Raw genomic sequence first — 19,703 nt, 5'->3', positions numbered from 1 at the left:
CTATTTTCCTCCTAGTTTTAGTTCTACGAGTTGCACAGCAAAGGATACGCCAATGGGATTTAAAGATGATTTTACTGAAATTATGGCAGGAGTTAAAAAGTGTTTTAAGCGTTTTTCAGTCAGAATGGCAGGTGATATAAACAATAAAAGCTTTGCTGGCCAGCAAAGCTTTTATTGTTTAAGGTTCATTTAATGAATTCTCTCAATGATCGTTTCTTCTAGGTTGCTGGCTTTTTCATCAGGTGAATTTGCCTCGACAGTGCGCTTTACAGTAATAGAAATGGGCCAGGAAGTATTAAGGTCGTAACTGTATGTAGTGATGTCATTTATGGTAACGCTCATCTGAGTAAATGCTTTACTTAGCTCCGCCTTCCTTTGTTCACGCAAGGTTTTATCGGAGATGTTACTGGCCATCTTCTCCAACATTTCCTGCACTAATCTTTTAGAGTCCTCCGGTGTCGGTACTACCTCGTGTATGTAACTACAGGTGAGGTTTTCGAAATCTGCCTCATTGAAATAAAGGCTTGCAATTGCATTAATAGGAGCACCTCCGAAAAAATTAGGGAGTTGATCTTCGTAACGTACAGTGTCTGTAAGGCTATATATGGCGCCATAAGGCGAGTGGATGGAGCGTAGCTCCTTAAACACCACATTTTCCAAGCCTTCCTTTGAACTCATAGCCTGCCGAAATGGGAGAAGAGCCTGCGAAAACGCTTTACGATTATCCCCCTTATAGTTTTTTTCGGTTAGGTCGAACATATCTTTCATCATTCGGCTGGCTTCTTTCCAGTTTTCTATTCCTTCAAAAGCGCCGTACTCATCTGTTCTATACTTAATAGTTAAGTACTGGTACTTGGTGTCAAGCTGTTTGAATTGCGCTGCCATCTCCGGCGCGCTGTCGAAAAGTTTATTCTCGTATTTCCACTCGATTAGGTAGGAGGTGTCTGTAGAGTCTAGAACAGTAAAACTGGAGATATAGCTTTTTAACTCATTCGCTACTTCTTTGCCGTTCTGGATCCTTACCTTCTTTTTAATGATTTTATATTGCTGGGTCTCCCCTTTATGCCAGTAAGCCACGAAGGATACAGTAGAGTCGGGCTGCGCAAACAGGTGGCACGACATAAGGGTGAAGAAAAGGGTGGTAAGGAGGTATAAGTGTCTCATATAGTGGGATAAGGTATAAGCTGCAAAACTAATCTTATCCAGCTGATAGCGAAATACTATAGAATTTTATTTCACCTCACGCTTAAACACCGCCGCATAATGATCCGCCAGCCTGGTTGGCTCCGGTAGTTTATGCTTCACGGCGCACGCCATCGCAATTTCCGTAGCAGAAGCCAGATCCATCAGGTGGCCAGCAGAGACGAAGACGGGCTTTACATTATCCTTGGTGCGCAGCACGTTCCCGACAAGTTCTCCTTTGTGCTCTAATGGTGAAATGGAGCCTTTCAAAACATCGGGTTCCTGATACCTGCCCACCAGCACTTTTTTGGCGACGCCCATGGTCGGTTTGTTTAGTTGCAGACCCAAGTGTGTGGCTATACCTAAGCGGCGGGGGTGGGAGATGCCGTGGCCGTCCACCATGATCAGGTCGGGCTTTTGCTGGAGTTTCTCGTAGGCCTTAAGCAGATTGGGAGCCTCACGGAAAGAAAGGAAACCCGGTACGTAAGGCAGCTCCACTTCACCATAATGCCATACCTTCTCCAGCACCTCTAATTCCGGATATGAGAGTAACACAAAAACCGATAGTATATGGTCCTCCCCCACAAATGAAGAATCGCAGCCGGCAATCAGTTTCAGGTCAAAGTCTGGCTTTTGGATAATGATGCGCGCCTGCATTTCGCGTTGCTGTTCGGTAAGGCGGGCAAGCAAGGCGGGATCGGGAGCAGGCTGATCGAAGCGTCGGTAATAAGCCATTTTTGATTGAGTAAGTTATAGTTGAGTGAGTTCTGAATGAATGAGTGGGTATTTTTTATTGAGGTTACGTTTAGTATATCCGGACGTTTAATTCTTTGTTTTCCTATGCTGTCACTCCGAAGCAACCTCATCAAGCTCTGGAGTTCTGCTTTATTGCTCATTTATCCATTCGCTCATTCCAGAGCTCGCTCAAGCACTGCAAGGGGAGATCAATTTAGCGAAGAGCAAGCGCCACTGGCCGTCTACTGAGCCGAAGTGAAACTCAAAAGAAGTGGTTGTGTGCAAAACTGATTTTTGCAAAAGCGGCAAAGTGGCCTTAATCTGCTTAATCTCTGCATCCGGAAGGCTGGCATAATCCCAGTAACCGCTCTGTTGGAACTTAGCAGGATCTGATACAAAGCAACCGTCTTTGCTGTAGCCCGACTGACCAACGTCGTAGTTCAGGTCCGCGCAGTCAAAAGAAGGCCAGGTCTCCTCACGCAGGTCGCAGGTTTTTACTTCTTCCCGGATGGTGAAGAAAGTTCGGTTCTGAAACTCACGCTTGAAATCCCGAATGTCGGTGACTCGCGTCATCCTGGGCATAGCGCCGGGCTGCTCTATAATCCAAAGTCCGTGGTCCGGATGAATGAACTGGTTGAGTGTGGTGTATCAGAAGCTTGCAAGGCCGCCATGAAGCGTGCGAAAGCCTGTCCAAAAGGTATAGTGTCCTGATTAGAAGCGCTTCCCCTGCGGATATGCTCCTCCTGCACTTCTTCGAGGCGCTGGTGCTCATCGGCTTGCTGTGCTGCCATGCTTTGCTCCGGGTCACCTGCTCCGCAGGATGTTATACCTGAAAAGAGTGTTAGGCAGGTCAGTAAAGTCAAGATGGTGTTGCGCATGCGCCTGGGTTTTAGGTATAGCTTCTATACGTGATTTTGGAAAGTGGGGCTTATACCGATGCGCACCTATACCTGTCGTATTTCAACTATTACTATACCAAGACGTAAATTAATCTTACAGAAACTTAACGGACGAAAACAAACTTGATGACAAATTTCATATTCAACGACAGCCTGCAGTTTAAGGCTGGAAACGCACAGCTGACCGGGGACCTGGCAGTGCCAGCGGATGCTAAGGGACTGGTTATTTTTTCGCATGGCAGTGGGAGCAGTCGCCTCAGCCCGCGCAATCGGTTTGTAGCGGAGCACCTACAGCGTTCCCATTTTGCAACCCTGCTGTTCGACCTGCTCACCGAAGAGGAGGACCAGCGACAAGAAAACCGCTTTGACATAGCCCTGCTCACCACGCGCCTGATCGATGCGGTGACATCGATCCAGCAAAACGACTATACCAAAGACCTGCGCATCGGCCTGTTCGGAGCGAGTACCGGAGCCGCTTCGGCGCTGAGTGCCGCGGCCGCATTGGGCGGTGATATCATTGATGCTGTCGTGAGCCGCGGTGGTCGACCTGACCTGGCCGGTGAGGTGCTCCCCGATGTGCAAAGCCCGACCCTGCTGATTGTAGGTGGCCTGGATGAAGAGGTGCTCGATCTCAACAGGTGGGCACAGGACCGGTTGCAATGCTTAAAAGATCTGGAGCTTGTACCCGACGCCACGCATTTGTTCGAAGAACCAGGAGCGCTGGAAATGGCAGCCCAACTGGCTACAGACTGGTTCCGGAAATACCTGGAACCCAGCAAGCAGCACCCGTTGAGGGAGAGTTAGCGAATGAGTAAGTCGGTGATGGAGTGAATTATTTTGTGTCTCAATAATCAACAATTTAACATTCACTCATCCACCAACTCACTCATTCACACAATAATTTAAAGCCCATGGAAATGATACCTAACCGGCAAGTTGCTGCAGAGATGCTGGCCGATAGGCTGGAGCACTACAAAGGGCAGAAGGGGGTGGTGTTGGCTATACCTAGGGGAGGGGTGCCAGTGGCTGCACCGATTGCCCAGCGGTTGAGTATGCCTTTGGATGTGATCGTTTCAAAAAAAATCGGGCACCCCGCTAACCCGGAGTTTGCGATAGGAGCGGTAAGTCTGGAAGATGTGGAAGTCGATAAACGGGCAGATGTGCCGGCGGCATACATACAGGCAGAAGTAGAGCGGCTAAAGGAGAGTCTGTGCCAACAATACAGGCTCTTTATGGGCAACCGCCAGCCTGTTGACCTGCGTGATCGCATCGTGATCATTGTAGATGATGGCATCGCCACAGGCAAAACACTGCTGTCTACTGTGAACATGGCCAGAAACAAGCAACCCCGCAAGATCATTGTAGCAGTACCTGTTGCCCCGCTGACTGCCATTCAGCAGTTTGAGGCTATTGTAGATGAAGTGGTATACCTGCTGGCGCCTCCCATGTTTCAGGCGGTGGGGCAATTTTACGAGGAATTTGAGCAAGTGAGCGATGCGGAAGTAATACACCTGCTCAGGCAGCGATACGATAGTCAGGTATAGGCGGCTTAACGGTCGATCATGAGGTGGCGGATAAAAGCCCTGCCTGAAAGCGAAGCCCGTACCATATACATACTACCGTTACTTAGCTCGGCTGTGTTGAGCAACTGTATAAAATTGCCCCGGTTGTCGGCTTCTGCTTCAAATTCCTTTATCAGTTTTCCTTCCAGGGTATAGACAGAGATGTTGAACTTCTCCAGGGGCTGCAATGCCTGCATTTGTACCGTAACCGAATTGCTGCTTTTGGTTCGGGTCGGGTATACCCGCATATCTTCGGTCGTGGCCTGCATCAGGCTTACTGCCACTATTGGAGAGTAGCTCGCTGTACCGTCAAAGTCCACCTGGCGCAGGCGGTAGTAGTTGACGCCGTTGCCAGCTTTTTTGTCCTGGTAGGTATAGCTTTGAGGCAAGGAGGTCGTACCTGCACCTTCCACGCGACCAATGGAATCAAACTCGGTAACGGATTGCCCACGTTGTACTTCAAAAAATTCGTTATCCAGTTCCGAAGCTGTTTCCCACTCCAATCGCACCCCGCTTTGAGTAGCTATACCTTTAAAACTGTGCAGCTCCACCGGCAGCGGAATGGTTATTTCGTTCATGATCGCCTCAAACCAAACCTGAGCCATTCTCTCCATACCACTTGAGTCCGGGTGTATACCGTCATAAGTGTCTTTCCCTTCCATTGCAACAAATCCGGTATTTTGATCGACTAATATAATGGGTGGTCCATCGGCAGGTTGTGCGTCTACCAAAGCCTCGATTCGCTGGTTTAATAGTTGGATGTTTCGGGCTTGGTCTGTGCCAACCACCTGTCCATCAGCTGGAATTAGTTTAGCCAGCAATATGGTGACACCAGGCGAGTTGTCGTGAATTGCGGCTATAACGGCTTTTAATTCATCCACCGTGTTGTCTATACCTTGATTCATGAACGTATCGTTTGTGCCGAGATGCATCAAAACAATATCCGGTTTATACGTACCTGCCCACTGTGCTATGTTGGCAAGTATCTGATCTGTGGTCCAGCCCCAGTGGCCTTCGTTTCTGTTGCTAAATGATTGCCCATTGTAGTCCAGGAAAGTAGGGGTACCTCCATTATTTGTTGTGTGAGAACCTACAAACTCAAAGTTGACTTCCGCATCGATCAGTTTTTTCCACAGCGGATACCGGTAGCTGACAAATTCCATATTCCCCTGCGTAATCGAATTACCAAGCGGCATAATTCTGATTGGCTGAGCTTGGGGATATACCTCGAAAATAATGAACAGGGAAAGGAGGAAGGTGTAAGCTTGTTTTCGGTAGCGGGAGAAAGGGGAGAGCATAGAACGGTAAGCTAAGTGATTGGTACTAAGTAGCTCATAAAACGTGCGCAACTCTATTGAGTTGCGCTTAGTTTGGGGCATCAGATGCTATTGTCCTGACTCTCTGCGGTGGCGTTTTGCTGCCAAATTGTACAATGTCTCCTCGTTTGCCCTGATGGCATCATACCAACGCTTTGCAATGAATTTTTCTCCGACAGTGTTCGGGTGCAGTGCGTCGTAGGTATAGGTGGCCGGATTGTAGCCGGAGTTTACATCAACTACAATAATTGGAGATTTTTGAGTTGAAAGGCGGGATGCCAGTGCTGGCAAAAGGGATACAAAATATTGGGTTGAATCAATATTGGCGTACTGTTCAGGTATAGGCGTGATCTTGGCCAGCAGAATTGCGACGTTTTCGTTGTCGGCGCGTAGCTGCCCGATGATCTCTTCTATTCTATTGATGGTACCGTCCGTTGGCTCGCTGTGGATCATATCGTTGGTGCCCAGGTGCATCATCACCACATCCGGGGTATAGCCCTTCAGCCAGTCACTCAACTTGCCTTTGTCGCGCTTGTACTGGGTCGGATTCTCGTAGCCGTTCAGGAGGTCCGTAGTGGCCCAACCCCAGTGTCCTTCGTGTTTGTTCGTGAAAGTCTGCCCTTTGTATGTTTCCCCCATCACCGGAGAGGCCACATCAGCGCCATGCTCCGTATTGGGAGCTTCCCGGTACCAGTTGGTATCCATCGAGCCCACAAACTCAAACTTCAAACCGGCATCTACCAGCATTTTCCAGAGTTCATACCGGTAGCTCGGGTTAACTTCTCCTCCCTGCGTGATCGAATTACCCAAAGGCATAATTCTGAGCGTCACCTCCTCCTGCTGTGGCTCTATCTCTTCCTTGGTCTCACTGTCTGTACAGGCTGTTGAAAATAGAATAAAATAAAGAAATAATAGATATCTAAAGTTGACTGTGTGGTTCAAAAACATAGCAAGTATTACAACATGTTAATAAAGTAGGCACTGTGGCTAGAAACGAGAAGTATAGAATTCGGTTGCATTTAGGCTGTGCGCACGTCCTGATTTTTGTCCAATTTTAAGAAGAAGGAGCATGGCCGTACGGTGCAGACGAAACACTGCAGGAAGGTTTAGCCTTATCAAAAAGACTCTTATATTTGCTTCTTAAACTAGCGTGGGGGAAAAGTGGTTTGCCAGCTGATAAAAGGCGGTAGACCAGAGTCCCTGAAACTAAATTTTAAAAACTGACCTACATGACGACAAAATCATCCAGAATCATCTATACCATTACAGATGAAGCGCCTGCTCTGGCAACGCGCTCTTTCCTGCCAATTGTGCAGGCCTTCACCAAAGCCGCCGACATCGAAGTAGAAACCAGAGACATTTCGCTGGCTGGCCGTATCATTGCGGCTTTCCCGGAGAATCTTTCTGAAGAGCAGAAGCAGTCTGACGACCTCGCATACCTGGGCGACCTGGCCAAAACGCCGGAAGCCAACATCATCAAGTTGCCAAACATCAGCGCTTCTATACCGCAGCTGACAGAAGCGATCAAAGAATTGCAGTCGCAGGGCTACAACATACCTGACTATTCGGCTGAACCTACACGCTATGCAAAAATATTAGGTAGCGCCGTAAACCCGGTGTTGCGCGAAGGTAACTCCGATCGCCGTGTGGCCGATGCCGTGAAGCAATACGCCAAGAAGCACCCGCACTCCATGGGCAAATGGTCCTCCGATTCTAAAACGCATGTAGCCCACATGAACGGCGGCGACTTCTATGGCAGCGAGCAGTCGGTGGTGGTTGACAAAGCAACGGATGTGCGCATCGAGTTTGTAGGCGCCAACGGCGAAACCAGAGTGCTGAAAGACAAAGTTGCCCTGAAGGCCGGTGAGGTAATGGACTCGTCTGTGATGAGCCGCAATGCACTGCGTTCGTTCCTGGAGAAAGAAGTGGCAGAAGCCAAAGAGCAAGGCATCCTACTGTCGCTGCACCTGAAGGCCACCATGATGAAGGTATCTGACCCTATTATGTTTGGCCATGCGGTAACGGTGTTCTTCAAAGATACTTTTGCAAAGCACGCAACTACGTTCAAAGAACTAGGCGTTGACCCGAACAACGGATTGGGCGACGTATACGCTAAAATTCAAAACCTGCCAGAAGCGCAGCGCGCTGAAATAGAAGCTGATTTGAAAGCTGAGATGGCAAACCGTCCGGAACTGGCGATGGTGAACTCTGATAAAGGCATCACCAACCTGCACGTTCCAAGCGACGTGATCATCGACGCCTCTATGCCGGCGGCAATCCGCTCGTCTGGCCAGATGTGGGGAGCTGATGGTAAACTGCACGACACAAAAGCCATTATACCTGACCGCTCGTACGCGCAGATCTACCAGGAAGTAATCCAGTTCTGCAAAGAGAATGGCGCTTTCGACCCGACCACCATGGGCACAGTGCCGAACATCGGTCTGATGGCGCAGAAAGCAGAAGAGTATGGCTCGCACGACAAAACGTTTGAAATGTCAGCTGCTGGTACCATCCGCATTGTTGATGCAGACGGTAACACGCTGATGGAGCAGAAAGTAGAAGAAGGCGATATCTTCAGAGCCTGCCAGACAAAAGACCTGCCTATCCAGGACTGGGTGAAGCTAGCTGTGACAAGAGCCCGCATCACGAACACACCGGCTATTTTCTGGCTGGACCCGCAGCGCGCGCACGACGCCAACCTGATCCAGAAAGTAGAGAAGTACCTGCAGGACCACGATACCAACGGTCTTGAGATAAAAGTTATGTCGCCGGTAGAGGCGATGCGCTATACCTGTGAGCGTGCCAAAGCGGGCAAAGACACCATTTCGGTAACGGGCAACGTACTGCGCGACTACCTGACCGACTTGTTCCCGATCATCGAGCTGGGCACAAGTGCCAAGATGCTTTCAATCGTTCCGTTGCTGGATGGCGGTGGCCTGTTTGAGACTGGTGCCGGTGGATCTGCACCGAAGCACGTGGAGCAGTTTGTAGAAGAAAATTACCTGCGTTGGGATTCACTGGGTGAGTTCTTAGCATTGGCCGTATCGCTGGAAGACCTGGCTTACAAGACCAAGAACGAGAAAGCTGAAGTACTGGCTGAAGCCTTGAACAAAGCGAACGCTGAGTTCCTGGAGAAAGATAAGTCACCGGCCCGTAAAGTAGGTGGCATCGACAACCGTGGCAGCCACTTCTACCTGGCCATGTACTGGGCTCAGGCACTGGCCGAACAGACCAAGAATGAGGAGCTGAAAAACCGTTTCACGAAGCTGGCACAGGAACTGACGGACAACGAGCAAAAGATCGTGGACGAGCAGATCGCCGCACAAGGCAAGCCAGTTGACATCGGCGGTTACTACCATCCGAACGAAGAGAAAACCAGCAAAGCCATGCGTCCGAGTGAGACCTTGAATAATGCTTTGGCTAACTTCTAGTCAGAGGTATAAAGTATAAATGGAAAGGCTGCCTGAGCGATCGGGCAGCCTTTTTTGTTTTAAACCATTAACTTTGAAGTTAGGCATAGCCAACCTTATAAGTACAACGGCTACCTGAGAAGCAATAATGGAAGAGCAATACCCACCGTTCGAACCTTTTGACAACGCAGATGACCCTGGGGCGAATTTTGCTGCATACCTTGCTTCTCAACCACAAATCTCCAAAGCCGCATCCGATACCAGAACTATTGTTGTAATTGGTCGGCACCGCTACTATAATTTGTTTAGTGCCCAATTGGTATCCTGCAACCTGAGCAGCACTGGCGAACTGAAAGCACCATTTACGGTACTAAATCCGCTCGAACAGGTATGGCGAACGGAGCAGCCAGACGAGTTGAAGTTCTACAGCGCTGTTGCCCGCTTCCAGAGTTTCTACGAAAAGTCAGCTACGGATGCAGCCAGTTTTAAAGCGCTGGTGCGCAATCCGCTGCGCTATACCTTCTATCTGCACGACAGCGAAGTATCCGAAAAAATAACGCCGCGCTCCATTACACCTGTTCAGGTCACGCAGCCGCAGATAGATTTTAAAGTACGCATCGGGCTGAACAGCGACGTGTTTAACATCACCAGCGATCTGTTTATAAACGGTACGTACTATCCCCTTAACCGCATCCATGTCAGGTATGAGCATTTCCTGGTGGCCGATGACGCCTGGTATCAGTGTCCTAATCCGCACCTACCTGCCGTTATAGCCTATTTCAAAAAGCACGACCAGGAGCTGCAGTTGTCCCACGATGCCTTCTTCCAGTTTCAGCAGCAGGTGCTGTCCAGGATAGACACGCATGTGCCCGTGGAGTATACCTACCTGAAGCCTGCCACTAAAGCGCAATTGAGGAGCAGGGGCTTTAACCATGAACTGGAGAAGGTGCTATACCTGATCGAGTCAGAGAATTATGTGCTGCTGCACCCTTTTATGCGGTATGGCGAAATCGAAATTCCGCTGCTGTCCAATAAGCTGATTTATGACCAGGATAACATGGGCAGGCCTTTCTTTGTAGCGCGCAACACGGAGGCGGAAGCAGCTTTTACAAAGTTGCTGATACAGCAGCACCCGCACTTCTGGGAGCAGCTCGACAGCATGCTCGACTATTTTTACCTGCACAAAGACAGGTTCCTGGATGAGGCCTGGTTTCTAGATGCCTTCGATAACCTGGCGGCGCACGGAGTGACCATTCTCGGCTTCAACGACCTGCAGGGCAACAAACTCAACCAGCACAAAGCCGCGGTGGCCATTCAGGTAGACAGTGGCCTGAACTGGTTTAATGTAACGGTGCAGGTAAAATTCGGCCGTAAGAAGGCTACGCTCAAGCAGCTGAAAAAATCAGTTGTGAACAAAAGCAAGTACGTGCTGCTCGACGACGGTACCATGGGCATTATGCCTGAGGAGTGGCTCCAGAAGCTAAAAGTCTATTTCGACACAGGTATAGTAGAGGAGGAACAGCTACAGATTCCCAAAACGAACTTTGCTGTGCTCACAGAATTGTTCGAAGATTATATGCTGGATGAGCAAGTGCACAAAGAGCTGTGGTGGTACCAGACACAGTTGAGCAACGTGGAAAACATCACTCCTATACCTGCACCGGCCGGACTACAAACCACTTTGCGGCCTTACCAGTTGCAGGGCTTGAAGTGGCTCAATTTTCTAGACGACCTGCAATTTGGCGGCTGTCTCGCCGACGACATGGGGCTGGGTAAAACAGTGCAAATTATAGCTTTTATGCTAATGCTGCGTGAGAAACGGGAGCGGCAAACGCATCTGCTGGTCGTGCCGACGTCGCTTATACCTAACTGGCAAGCTGAACTGCAAAGGTTCGCCCCATCGCTCCAAGTACACATACACCACGGCCCGAACAGAGCAAAGGCCACAGATGCCTTTCAGGTTTGTGATGTCGTGATTACAACTTACAACACCCTGTTCGCTGACATTGTTTTTCTGAAGAAATATACCTTCGGCTATACCTTCCTGGATGAGTCGCAGAACATCAAGAACCCGAACTCACAGCGCTACAAAGCGGCCTGTTTGCTGCATTCTTATAACAAGGTGGTGCTGACAGGTACGCCGTTTGAGAACAACACCTTCGATATTTATGCGCAGCTTTCCTTTGTCAATCCCGGCCTGTTGGGTACCAGAACTTACTTCCGGAACACCTATGCTATGCCCATCGACAAGTTTAAGGACAGGAGAAGTGCGCAGGCCCTGCAGGAGAAGATTGGTCCGTTTGTGCTGAGAAGAACAAAAGCCGAAGTAGCCAAAGAATTGCCCGACAAAACAGAGATGATTCTGTACTGCGAAATGGGAGAGGAGCAGCGCAAGGTATACGACACCGCCGAGCAGGAGTTCAGGGATTACATTAACGCCAGCGGAGAAGAGGAGCTGACCAAGCACCCGATGCACGTGTTACGCGGCATCACTAAACTGCGCCAAATCTGCAACTCTCCGTTACTTACCTGCGATACCAAACTTTTCTCGGATACTTCTGCCAAGATTCAGGTGCTAATGCAGCAGATCCAGAATGTAACGCATCACCACAAAGTGCTGGTGTTCTCTCAGTTTGTAGGTATGCTCGACCTGATTAAAGCGGAACTGGTAAAGGGAAATATCAAGTACTCATACCTGACCGGCAGCACCCGTAACAGGGGCGAGGTTGTGGATCAGTTTCAGTCGGACGAGGAGATTCGCGTGTTTCTGGTGAGCCTGAAAGCAGGGGGAACAGGCCTTAATTTAACAGCGGCTGATTACGTGTTCATCGTGGACCCGTGGTGGAACCCGGCCGTGGAAAACCAGGCCATCGACCGTAGCTACAGAATAGGTCAGGAGAAGAAAGTGATTGCCGTGCGGCTTATCTGCCCCAATACGGTGGAGGAGAAGATCCAAATTCTGCAGCAGAACAAGTCGAAGTTAGCCACCGATCTGGTAACAGCTGACAACAGTTTCTTTAAGTCACTCACCAAAGACGATTGGCTTAACCTGAGTAACAATAGCAGTCAATAAGGGCAACCAAAAGTGCCTGTATCCCCTGCCTCAACCAAGCCGGGTATCTGGCTTTCATCAATTTTGACTAGATTCGATTTGTAATTACTTCGCCATGCAGCAGCTATTTCATCCCGTTTCTGTAATCCAGGTGTTCAAAAAGAAACTTGTCTATGGCAAGGCTCTTAAAGCGTTCGATAAACGTACCGCAGCTATACCTATAGCTGAAGCGCTGGAGTCGCACAACGGCACCGTGAAAGGGGAACGGCTATACCTGACCAGGGAGGTTGCCGAGGCAAAGCAGTTGGACCAGACAGGCTGCATTCTGCTGCTTGATGAACTGGTGATTAATGCTGAAGGTGTTGAGGAAGGTATAGCCCCGGCTCAAAAGGTTAACTCGAGCTTTATGTTGTTACCTAGTGCCAGGCATTCTTCCAGGTGGGATGTATTCGGATTCAGATATGGGCAGGAAGTGCTGGAGGTCTTTTTTGAGTGGGACTATTTTAAGGTAGGTCAGCCGGAGCGCGCCAACCACAAGCTGTTTGATTTGCAGCAGGGCAAGGCGGTCAGCTTCAAGGTTAATGGAAAAGTGGACGGTACGCTCTCAGCAGGTACCCGCCGTTATTACCAGGAGATAGAATACAGCTTCATGCATTACGACGGGCAGTTTGCCGAATTCGAACTTCAGTCAGGAGTGAGCACAAAGTCCCTCAATATGTCAGTTGATAAAACCGTTAGCCTGCTTAAAACACTGTATTGATGATTGCCGTGTGCTTTCTCAATTAGGGTAAGCAACGGCAATAGCCATCGAAGCCGTAACATTTTACTGTGTCACTTCACCCTTCTTTGCTTTTTGCATTTTAAAATAGCTATACCCTATACCTAGCACACCACCAACCAGCGCCGCATAACCATACCCGATCAGAAAACCATAAGCCCCGCTTTCCGCACCGAGCCAGCGCGAAGCTGCGATAGCCAGAATGCCTGACACAAGGAGTATGATCGCTTTGGTGTAGTTCATCTTGTTTTCCATGTTCTGAGTCATTAAGTGATCACTTGTTTAAAAGCGCTATACCTGTAGGTAACTGCCTGATGCCTATGCTAATATAGCAAATGAAGCAGTGTGGGTTTTTACTTTTATACCAACCAAGCAATAGACCAGACCAATACCCGTTTTTCCCGGAAAACTGATGTGGGCTATACCTGAATTACCAGGCATCTGGAGGTTGAGCCGATTATAAACAAGCTATACCTACCATAAGCCAAAGTAAGTGAGGAGCCAGAAGTAAACATACGTAACGAAGAGGCTGCATACACCGATCACGGAGCCGTTGATGATAAAATCCTTTGAAGTAAGCTCGTTGGTGGAGTAGGCAATCGCGTTGGGTGGGGTGCTGATAGGCAGCGCCATGCTGCTGCCGGCCATCATGGCCAGCCCGAGTGCCATAAACTTCACATTCACGCCCTCTATCTGATGCGCCATTGACATGGCCATAGGTATAAACAGGATGGCCGTTGTGGTGTTGGACATAAACGTACCGACAAGCAGCGTGACAGTGAAGATAATCAGCACAATCCATTCGCTCTCCAGCGGCAGCGAACTGGCGATCACTTTGTCAAGACCGGTGAGGCTCATGCCCTGCCCCAGCGCCAGACCGCCCGCAATCACAAACAGGATGTTCCATTCAATTCTGTTGAATTCTTTCACAGACAGCAAGCCCGTGGCCGTGAACATGATGGCCGGGAACAAGGCCACTACCGCCGACGGGATGCCATGCAGACTATCGGTAAGCCACAGGAGCACCGTGATCGTGAAAACGACGATGACAAAGATGCCTTCTCCGCCAAATGGTTTGGTTTCTACAGGTTTAAGCATCAAGGGCGTTTCGGGTTTATACCTGTGCCAAAGCAGTTGGAATAAGATGAACAGCAAAATGACTACGAGCGGGAACATGATGATCATCCAGGTCAGGAAGTCGATTTGCACGCCCTCGTTTGCCAGTAGCCCGACCGCAATGGCGTTGGGAGGAGAACCGATGGGCGTCATTAGGCCGCCGATGCTGGCCGAGAAGGGTATAGCCAGCGTAAGTCCTTTCCGGAACGAATTGCCTGCCGGCACGAAAGCCAGCAGGGAGCCAGTGAGCGTAATCATCATGGCGGTGGTAGCCGTGTTGCTGATCCACATACCAAAAACAGTGGTGCTCACGATAACGCCGAGCAAAGCGCTTTTGGCAGACAACCCGAAGATGCGCAGCATGGCGCTCGACAGGTATACATCCACGTTCACCTTCACCCCGACTTTGGCCAGTATAAATCCACCCAAAAAGAGATAAATAATGGGGTCCGCCAAAGGGGCCAGAAAGTTCTGGTAAGGTATGGCCGCTATACCTGGCGTCTGCAGAAATCCCCATTCTCCGGGGTTGCCCAGCAGGATAATCTGAGCGCCTATGATGAGCAGGGAAGTCGCAAAGAGCGGGATGATTTCGGTGGCCCAAAGAAAAGCCGCTGTTACCAGAATACCTGTCATGTAGGCTACCTGCGGAGGATAGTTCGTTGTCTCTAAGGTGAGCCAACTCGACAGCACACCAATCAACACGATCCCGAAAAACATTAGCAAGCGTTTGGTTCTGGGGAGTTGCAACTCGTTGGTGATGCGGGCCAGTTGCTTTATTCTTCTATTCATGGTTGTAGCAGGGCAGTTGGATAAAGATATCCAATATCTCCGAAAGATGTAGCCAAATACGGGAGGGTTTGTATTGGAATACTTTTTTGGGTTCTGCTTTAAGTGTAAGCAGTTTATGGGCTCTTGATTTTAGATATCTTTCTGGTAGATATAGCTGCTATACCTGCAAAGCATTTGACACAGTCTTTTACATACTCATGCTCTTTCAGGCACAGATTCCCTAAAGAGCAGTTTAGTTTTTATACCTGAGCAGCCGATCTACAGAGTTTGAAATGCAGTACAATCAACACGCATCCATTAGAGCAAGCTTCATGTGTCATTTCGACCTTTGGAGAAATCTGTCATATTGTGCGCAATGGACTAATCCAGATCTCTCCATACCGTCGAGATGAACTGTGTTCAAAAGCAATGCATTTAATATGTTTTTTCTAAGTAGAACTCCCCTTTGGTGGCCTCGGCAAAGGCCTGGCGCAGGAGCTTGTTTACCACCGCGATCAGAGCCAGTCGCTTGGCCTTCCCCTTTGCCAGCAGCCGCTCATAAAGCTCCCGGCAGGCCTTGTTGGCCTTGATGGCTGACCAGGAACACACGTACAGCACCGCCCTGACCCGGCTCATGCCCATCTTGCAGATCCGACTCCGGCCCTTGACGCTGGTACCCGACTCGTAGATCCTCGGGCTCAGGCCCAGGTAGCTGACCAGCTGCTTGTAGTGGGCAAAGCGGGTGAAGCCCCCGGTGATGACCACCAGCAGCAGGGCGCTCTTTTTGCCCAAACCCGGAATGCTGGTCACCTGTTCAAAGAGCTGCTGGTGGTGCTGTTGGATGAGGGCTAGCATCTGGGCCTCTACCTTCTCGACCTGCTTTTCGATGTAGTGTAGCGACTGCTCCAGGCTCTTTCTGGCCTGTCTATTCACTTGTGGGGCGGCTGTGAGGGCCTCCAGCTGGCGTCGGTACTGGTGCAGGCTCTTCTCCAGTCCTTCGGCCACCATCTGCAGCTGCCGGAGCTCCAGCAGGTGCCCCGCCTCCGGCTCCCACAGGGCCGGCTGCTCGGAGAGGCCGTAGCGGGCAATCATCTGGGCATCCTTCTTGTCTGTCTTGGCCCGGGTGAGGCGCATCTGGCAGAAGCGGCGGATAGAGAGTGGGTTCACTACACTTACTTCTATCCCTTTGGCGTGCAGGTAGGTGGCCAGCTGCAGGTAATAAGGGCCTGAGGCTTCCATTACACAGCAGGCATCCAGCCCCTGTATAGCCTCGAGTAGCTTCCCAAAGCCCTTTAGGCTGTTGCTTAGCTTCAGGTGCCGGTACTTCTCTTGCTGGGGCAGGGCCACATCGAAGTAGTCCTTGGAGATGTCAATGCCCACATAGTGTTTGGCTTTTGCCGTAGATTCCATATCTTTCCTGTAGTTTAAGAGAGTGAAAGAAGAAATCCTGCTCCAAGGGGCTTATCAATCCTACATGCAGGCTCCTAAGGCCTAATGAACTGTTCAAGCTCTGGTGGAGAGGAGGGGGAAAAGGGACCAGCATCTCGAACGGTCTCTTAAGGGACCCATGAATCATCGCTGCCTTGCTCTTTTCCCCTTCTTCTTTTGCTTTAAAACTACCACTTCATCCTACAACTGGCAAGTCCTCTAAATTGTACTCCCTGCCAACGCTTCAAAGATAGGATGACAGTTTGAGTCCGGATTTAAATTGACAGTACAGATCATCGGGGACATAAAAACAAAAGCGGCAGCCCAATCAGGCTGCCGCTTTTGTTTCTAAGGTATAGCACTCGGATTTAGTAACCGAATACCTGCTCCAGTGTCAGTTGCTGTACCTTGCCGTATTTTTCCAGTTCTTTAAAGTTCAGTCGGTCTTTCGAGCCGATCACCAGAATTGCCTGTGGCTTGCCGCTCACGAATTGCTTCTGGAAGGCTTGCAGTTGGTCGAAGGTCAGACTGTTAGCGCTTTCGTACACGTCTTTGCGGATGTCGTAATCCAGGCCAAGGCGCTTGGCACGCTCGTAATCGAACAGGATAGACGACTTGGTGATGCGCTCCGATGATATGCTGTTACGCAGCGACGCCTTCGCCAGGTTGAAGTTCTCATCGGCCAGCGGCATGTTTGTCAGAAGTTCCTGCATACCTGCCATCGCTTCCGGCAACTTGTCTGACTGGGTACCGATGTAGGATTGGATGTAGTTCGAGCGGTCCTTTTTAGAAGCTGTGCTGTAGCTGGAGTACGCTGAGTAGGCCAGGGCCTTCGACTCGCGCAGTTCCTGGAATACAATCGAGCTCATACCTGAACCGAAGTACTGGTTGTACAGACGAATGGTCGGCACCATGGCTTTGTTAAAGGCTTCCGCTTTGGTTAGGAAAATCAGCTCAGCCTGCACCATGTTGTAGTCCACCCAGTAAACTGCTGGCTGCTTGATGTCAAGCTCGGCGTATACCTTCTCGGCCGGAACCGGCTTCAGTTTGGCTGGCACAATATGACCTGCATTGAGTGTCGCTACCAGTTTGTCTGTTTCACGTGGGCCATAGTACAGCACACGGTGCTCGTAAGTCGGGATGCTCTTGATCAGGTTCACCAGTTCCTGCGGCTTCACAGCTTTCAGTTCCTTCTCAGACAATACAGTTGTGAACGGGTTCTTCGGTCCATACTTCGCATAGTTTACCAGCGCCTGGTTCAGAATAACACCTTTGTTCAGCTTGGCATCGTTACGGGCCTTCAGTATACCTTGTACCATGTCGTCGAGGGCTTTCTGGTTAGGCTGCGGGTTCTGCAACACGCTCTCAAACAGGGCCAGCGCCGGCTCAAAGTTTTCTTCGAGGCCGGAAAGCGTTACGTATACCTGATCGCCGGAAGAAGACACGTTAAAGGAAGTGCCCAACTTATAGAACTCTTTCTTCAGTTCTTCGGCCGTATACTTGTCCGTACCCAAAAAGCGCAGGTAGTTCACGGCCATACCTAGTTTCTGGTCGTTGTTAGTGCCCATGTCCAGGATGTAATAAAGCTGGAACAGGCCGTTTTCAGTATTTTTTGTATAGAGAAGGGGAATGTTATTTTTCAGCGTTGCTTCTTTGATATCGGCTTTGTAGTCCACGAATACAGGCGACAGTTCGGAAGCTTCCTTGGCCATAAACGCACTGTAGTAAGCAGACTGCGCATCGCGGTTAACGGGCACTGGTGTGATGCTTGGCTTCTCTACCTTTTCGGCCACGGCATTCTTGTCGTTGCGCTTGTAAACCAGTACATAGTTGTTGCTCAGGTACTTGTTGGCAACTTCCATTACATCCTGCTTAGTAATTTTAGCGAAATCCGCCGGACGCTTCACATAATCTGTCCATGGAATGTCGTAAATAAAGGCGGTTACAAAAGCATCGGCGCGGTTTGAGTTGCTTTCGTAAGCACGCATCAGGCTGATCTTGTTGTCGTTGATGATGGCCGGGATCAGGTCGTCGTCAAACTTGCCCTGCTTCACGAGTTCCACTTGTGTCAACAGCATGTCTTTCACTTCCTCCAGGCTCTGACCCTGACGTGGCGAGCCACCCAGACGGAAAATCGAATAGTCTTTCATCTGGTTGTCGTAGCCGTAAGCCTGCAACACTTTCTGCTGCTGGTTCAGGTTCAGGTCAATCAGGCCGGCCTGTCCGTTGTAGAGGATAGCGCTGATCATGCTCAGCACCTGCGCATCGCGCGAGCTCATGCCCGGGAAACGGTAAGCAAGTGACACATTCTCGGCACTCGGCCCGCTCACCTCCTTCACAATTGGCTGCGCGATAGGTTTCTCCTGGGCTACCGTGAAAGTCGGTGCTGTACTTGGCTTCAGCTTACCAAAATGTTCGTCAATTATGCGGATGGTTTCATCAAAGTCGATGTCGCCGCTCAGCGCTACAGCCATGTTGTTTGGCACATAATATTTATCAAAGTACTTCTGGATCTCGGTGATAGAAGGATTTTTGAGGTGCTCGATGGTGCCGATAGTAGACTGCGTACCGTACTGGTGCGTCGGGAACATGGCAGCATTGAGCGTTTCCATCACTTTCCAGCCATCGTTGTCGAGGGTACGGTTTTTCTCTTCGTATACCGCTTCCAGTTCTGTGTGGAACAGGCGTGGTACCAACTCACCAAAACGATGCGCTTCCAATGCCGCCCAGCGGTCCAGCTGGTTGCTCGGCACGTCGTTGGTATATACTGTCTGCTCGACCGAGGTATAAGCATTGGTTCCTTTGGCTCCGATGGCACCCAGAATCTTATCGTACTCGTTGGCTACCGCATAGCTAGCGGCCACGCCTGAGATAGAGTCAATCTGGTGGTAGATTTGCTTGCGTTGGGCAGGGTCAGTGGTGTTGCGGTGTTTTTCGTAGAGGGCTTCAATCTTGTCGAGCTCAGCTTTTTCTTTCGCCCAGTCCTGCGTACCCAGCTGGCTTGTGCCTTTGAACACCATGTGCTCGAGGTAGTGTGCCAGACCGGTGGCATCAGCCGGATCGTTTTTAGAGCCGGCACGCACAGCAATGTAAGTCTGCACACGCGGCGCATCTTCATAGTCCGACAGGTATACCTTCAGGCCATTGTCCAGGGTATAGACGCGCGCATTGAGCGGGTCGTTTGGAACGGTCTCGTACTTATACTCCTTCTGTGCCGTAGAGGCTGTCGCGTTTTCAGTAGCTGAAGTTGTTTGGTACGTTTCGTTCTTGCATTGCGTGAGCGTGAACGCCGACGCAACCAGTAACAACGATAATCCTTTTTTCATGGGTGTGATGTTAGGTATAGGATAAGGTATAACAAAACAAAAAAGGCCAAGTCAGGAAGCTTCCGTGAAGAAAGCCTCGTGACTCACCTTGTGTTTTAATTAGAACTTTACAAATATAAAATTATTTCTGA

General features: G+C 49.9%; 16 protein-coding genes. 6 read left to right on the top strand and 10 right to left on the bottom strand.

Annotation, left to right across the window (positions count from 1 at the left end; all coding sequences use genetic code 11):
• Window positions 1-52 precede the first annotated feature (52 nt).
• Window positions 53-193, top strand: a complete 141-nt coding sequence (locus K3G39_RS12785; RefSeq protein ID WP_220626564.1) for a hypothetical protein — start codon at window positions 53-55, stop codon at window positions 191-193.
• Here the strand turns inward: K3G39_RS12785 and K3G39_RS12780 are convergent.
• From K3G39_RS12780 to K3G39_RS20905, 4 genes are all read right to left on the bottom strand, one after another.
• A complete protein-coding gene (locus K3G39_RS12780; protein ID WP_220626563.1) occupies window positions 190-1,164 on the bottom strand; it encodes a hypothetical protein in 975 nt (324 codons plus the stop codon). The two genes, K3G39_RS12785 and K3G39_RS12780, sit on opposite strands and share 4 nt — an antisense overlap.
• Window positions 1,165-1,230: 66 nt before the next feature.
• On the bottom strand, window positions 1,231-1,917 hold the full coding sequence (gene nfi, locus K3G39_RS12775; protein WP_220626562.1) for a deoxyribonuclease V: 687 nt from the start codon (window positions 1,915-1,917) through the stop codon (window positions 1,231-1,233).
• 189 nt (window positions 1,918-2,106) lie between these two features.
• Complete coding sequence (locus K3G39_RS20910) at window positions 2,107-2,490, bottom strand: hypothetical protein (protein WP_255594295.1); 384 nt, start codon at window positions 2,488-2,490, stop codon at window positions 2,107-2,109.
• Between the two features lie 23 nt (window positions 2,491-2,513).
• A complete protein-coding gene (locus K3G39_RS20905; RefSeq protein ID WP_255594294.1) occupies window positions 2,514-2,795 on the bottom strand; it encodes a hypothetical protein in 282 nt (93 codons plus the stop codon).
• Between the two features lie 147 nt (window positions 2,796-2,942).
• Here K3G39_RS20905 and K3G39_RS12765 point away from each other — a divergent pair, with 147 nt between their 5' ends.
• The gene (locus K3G39_RS12765; protein WP_220626561.1) at window positions 2,943-3,620 is read left to right on the top strand and encodes a dienelactone hydrolase family protein; all 678 of its coding nucleotides are present in this window, start codon (window positions 2,943-2,945) and stop codon (window positions 3,618-3,620) included.
• 107 nt (window positions 3,621-3,727) lie between these two features.
• Complete coding sequence (locus K3G39_RS12760; protein ID WP_220626560.1) at window positions 3,728-4,360, top strand: phosphoribosyltransferase; 633 nt, start codon at window positions 3,728-3,730, stop codon at window positions 4,358-4,360.
• Between the two features lie 5 nt (window positions 4,361-4,365).
• Here K3G39_RS12760 and K3G39_RS12755 read toward each other — a convergent pair whose 3' ends face one another.
• Both K3G39_RS12755 and K3G39_RS12750 read right to left on the bottom strand, forming a co-directional pair.
• Complete coding sequence (locus K3G39_RS12755) at window positions 4,366-5,757, bottom strand: GDSL-type esterase/lipase family protein (RefSeq protein ID WP_255594293.1); 1,392 nt, start codon at window positions 5,755-5,757, stop codon at window positions 4,366-4,368.
• 6 nt (window positions 5,758-5,763) lie between these two features.
• The gene (locus K3G39_RS12750) at window positions 5,764-6,525 is read right to left on the bottom strand and encodes an SGNH/GDSL hydrolase family protein (RefSeq protein ID WP_220626559.1); all 762 of its coding nucleotides are present in this window, start codon (window positions 6,523-6,525) and stop codon (window positions 5,764-5,766) included.
• 398 nt (window positions 6,526-6,923) lie between these two features.
• On the opposite strand from K3G39_RS12750, the gene K3G39_RS12745 reads away from it, so the two are divergent.
• The 3 genes from K3G39_RS12745 to K3G39_RS12735 all read left to right on the top strand — a co-directional run bounded on the left by K3G39_RS12745 (window position 6,924) and on the right by K3G39_RS12735 (window position 12,916).
• Entirely contained in the window at window positions 6,924-9,125 is a 2,202-nt protein-coding gene (locus tag K3G39_RS12745) for an NADP-dependent isocitrate dehydrogenase (RefSeq protein ID WP_220626558.1), read from the top strand.
• 127 nt (window positions 9,126-9,252) lie between these two features.
• The gene (locus tag K3G39_RS12740; protein ID WP_220626557.1) at window positions 9,253-12,177 is read left to right on the top strand and encodes a DEAD/DEAH box helicase; all 2,925 of its coding nucleotides are present in this window, start codon (window positions 9,253-9,255) and stop codon (window positions 12,175-12,177) included.
• A gap of 94 nt (window positions 12,178-12,271) precedes the next feature.
• Complete coding sequence (locus K3G39_RS12735; protein WP_220626556.1) at window positions 12,272-12,916, top strand: hypothetical protein; 645 nt, start codon at window positions 12,272-12,274, stop codon at window positions 12,914-12,916.
• 63 nt (window positions 12,917-12,979) lie between these two features.
• On the opposite strand, the gene K3G39_RS12730 is transcribed toward K3G39_RS12735, so the two are convergent.
• From K3G39_RS12730 to K3G39_RS12715, 4 genes are all read right to left on the bottom strand, one after another.
• Window positions 12,980-13,189, bottom strand: coding sequence for a hypothetical protein (locus K3G39_RS12730; RefSeq protein ID WP_220626555.1), 210 nt, complete (start codon window positions 13,187-13,189; stop codon window positions 12,980-12,982).
• A gap of 219 nt (window positions 13,190-13,408) precedes the next feature.
• Window positions 13,409-14,839 carry a DASS family sodium-coupled anion symporter gene (locus K3G39_RS12725; RefSeq protein ID WP_220626554.1) on the bottom strand — a complete coding sequence of 477 codons (1,431 nt, stop codon included), beginning with the start codon at window positions 14,837-14,839 and terminating at the stop codon, window positions 13,409-13,411.
• A 414-nt stretch (window positions 14,840-15,253) separates the two neighbouring features.
• Window positions 15,254-16,228, bottom strand: coding sequence for an IS110 family transposase (locus K3G39_RS12720; RefSeq protein WP_220626553.1), 975 nt, complete (start codon window positions 16,226-16,228; stop codon window positions 15,254-15,256).
• Between the two features lie 386 nt (window positions 16,229-16,614).
• Window positions 16,615-19,572, bottom strand: a complete 2,958-nt coding sequence (locus K3G39_RS12715; protein WP_220626552.1) for a pitrilysin family protein — start codon at window positions 19,570-19,572, stop codon at window positions 16,615-16,617.
• Between the last annotated feature and the right edge of the window lie 131 nt (window positions 19,573-19,703).

Source organism: Pontibacter sp. HSC-14F20 (assembly GCF_019599265.1).
Lineage (GTDB): Bacteria > Bacteroidota > Bacteroidia > Cytophagales > Hymenobacteraceae > Pontibacter.
Note: the sequence above shows the minus strand (reverse complement) of the source record. Positions and strands in the feature narration are given on the sequence as shown.

Bases quoted from the DNA above. Each gene is read 5' to 3' on its own strand.
- K3G39_RS12785 (WP_220626564.1), top strand. From the start codon at position 53: ATGGGATTTAAAGATGATTTTACTGAAATTATGGCAGGAGTTAAAAAG.
- K3G39_RS12780 (WP_220626563.1), bottom strand. From the start codon at position 1,164: ATGAGACACTTATACCTCCTTACCACCCTTTTCTTCACCCTTATGTCG.
- nfi (WP_220626562.1), bottom strand. From the start codon at position 1,917: ATGGCTTATTACCGACGCTTCGATCAGCCTGCTCCCGATCCCGCCTTG.
- K3G39_RS20910 (WP_255594295.1), bottom strand. From the start codon at position 2,490: ATGACGCGAGTCACCGACATTCGGGATTTCAAGCGTGAGTTTCAGAAC.
- K3G39_RS20905 (WP_255594294.1), bottom strand. From the start codon at position 2,795: ATGCGCAACACCATCTTGACTTTACTGACCTGCCTAACACTCTTTTCA.
- K3G39_RS12765 (WP_220626561.1), top strand. From the start codon at position 2,943: ATGACAAATTTCATATTCAACGACAGCCTGCAGTTTAAGGCTGGAAAC.
- K3G39_RS12760 (WP_220626560.1), top strand. From the start codon at position 3,728: ATGGAAATGATACCTAACCGGCAAGTTGCTGCAGAGATGCTGGCCGAT.
- K3G39_RS12755 (WP_255594293.1), bottom strand. From the start codon at position 5,757: ATGCCCCAAACTAAGCGCAACTCAATAGAGTTGCGCACGTTTTATGAG.
- K3G39_RS12745 (WP_220626558.1), top strand. From the start codon at position 6,924: ATGACGACAAAATCATCCAGAATCATCTATACCATTACAGATGAAGCG.
- K3G39_RS12740 (WP_220626557.1), top strand. From the start codon at position 9,253: ATGGAAGAGCAATACCCACCGTTCGAACCTTTTGACAACGCAGATGAC.
- K3G39_RS12735 (WP_220626556.1), top strand. From the start codon at position 12,272: ATGCAGCAGCTATTTCATCCCGTTTCTGTAATCCAGGTGTTCAAAAAG.
- K3G39_RS12730 (WP_220626555.1), bottom strand. From the start codon at position 13,189: ATGGAAAACAAGATGAACTACACCAAAGCGATCATACTCCTTGTGTCA.
- K3G39_RS12725 (WP_220626554.1), bottom strand. From the start codon at position 14,839: ATGAATAGAAGAATAAAGCAACTGGCCCGCATCACCAACGAGTTGCAA.
- K3G39_RS12720 (WP_220626553.1), bottom strand. From the start codon at position 16,228: ATGGAATCTACGGCAAAAGCCAAACACTATGTGGGCATTGACATCTCC.
- K3G39_RS12715 (WP_220626552.1), bottom strand. From the start codon at position 19,572: ATGAAAAAAGGATTATCGTTGTTACTGGTTGCGTCGGCGTTCACGCTC.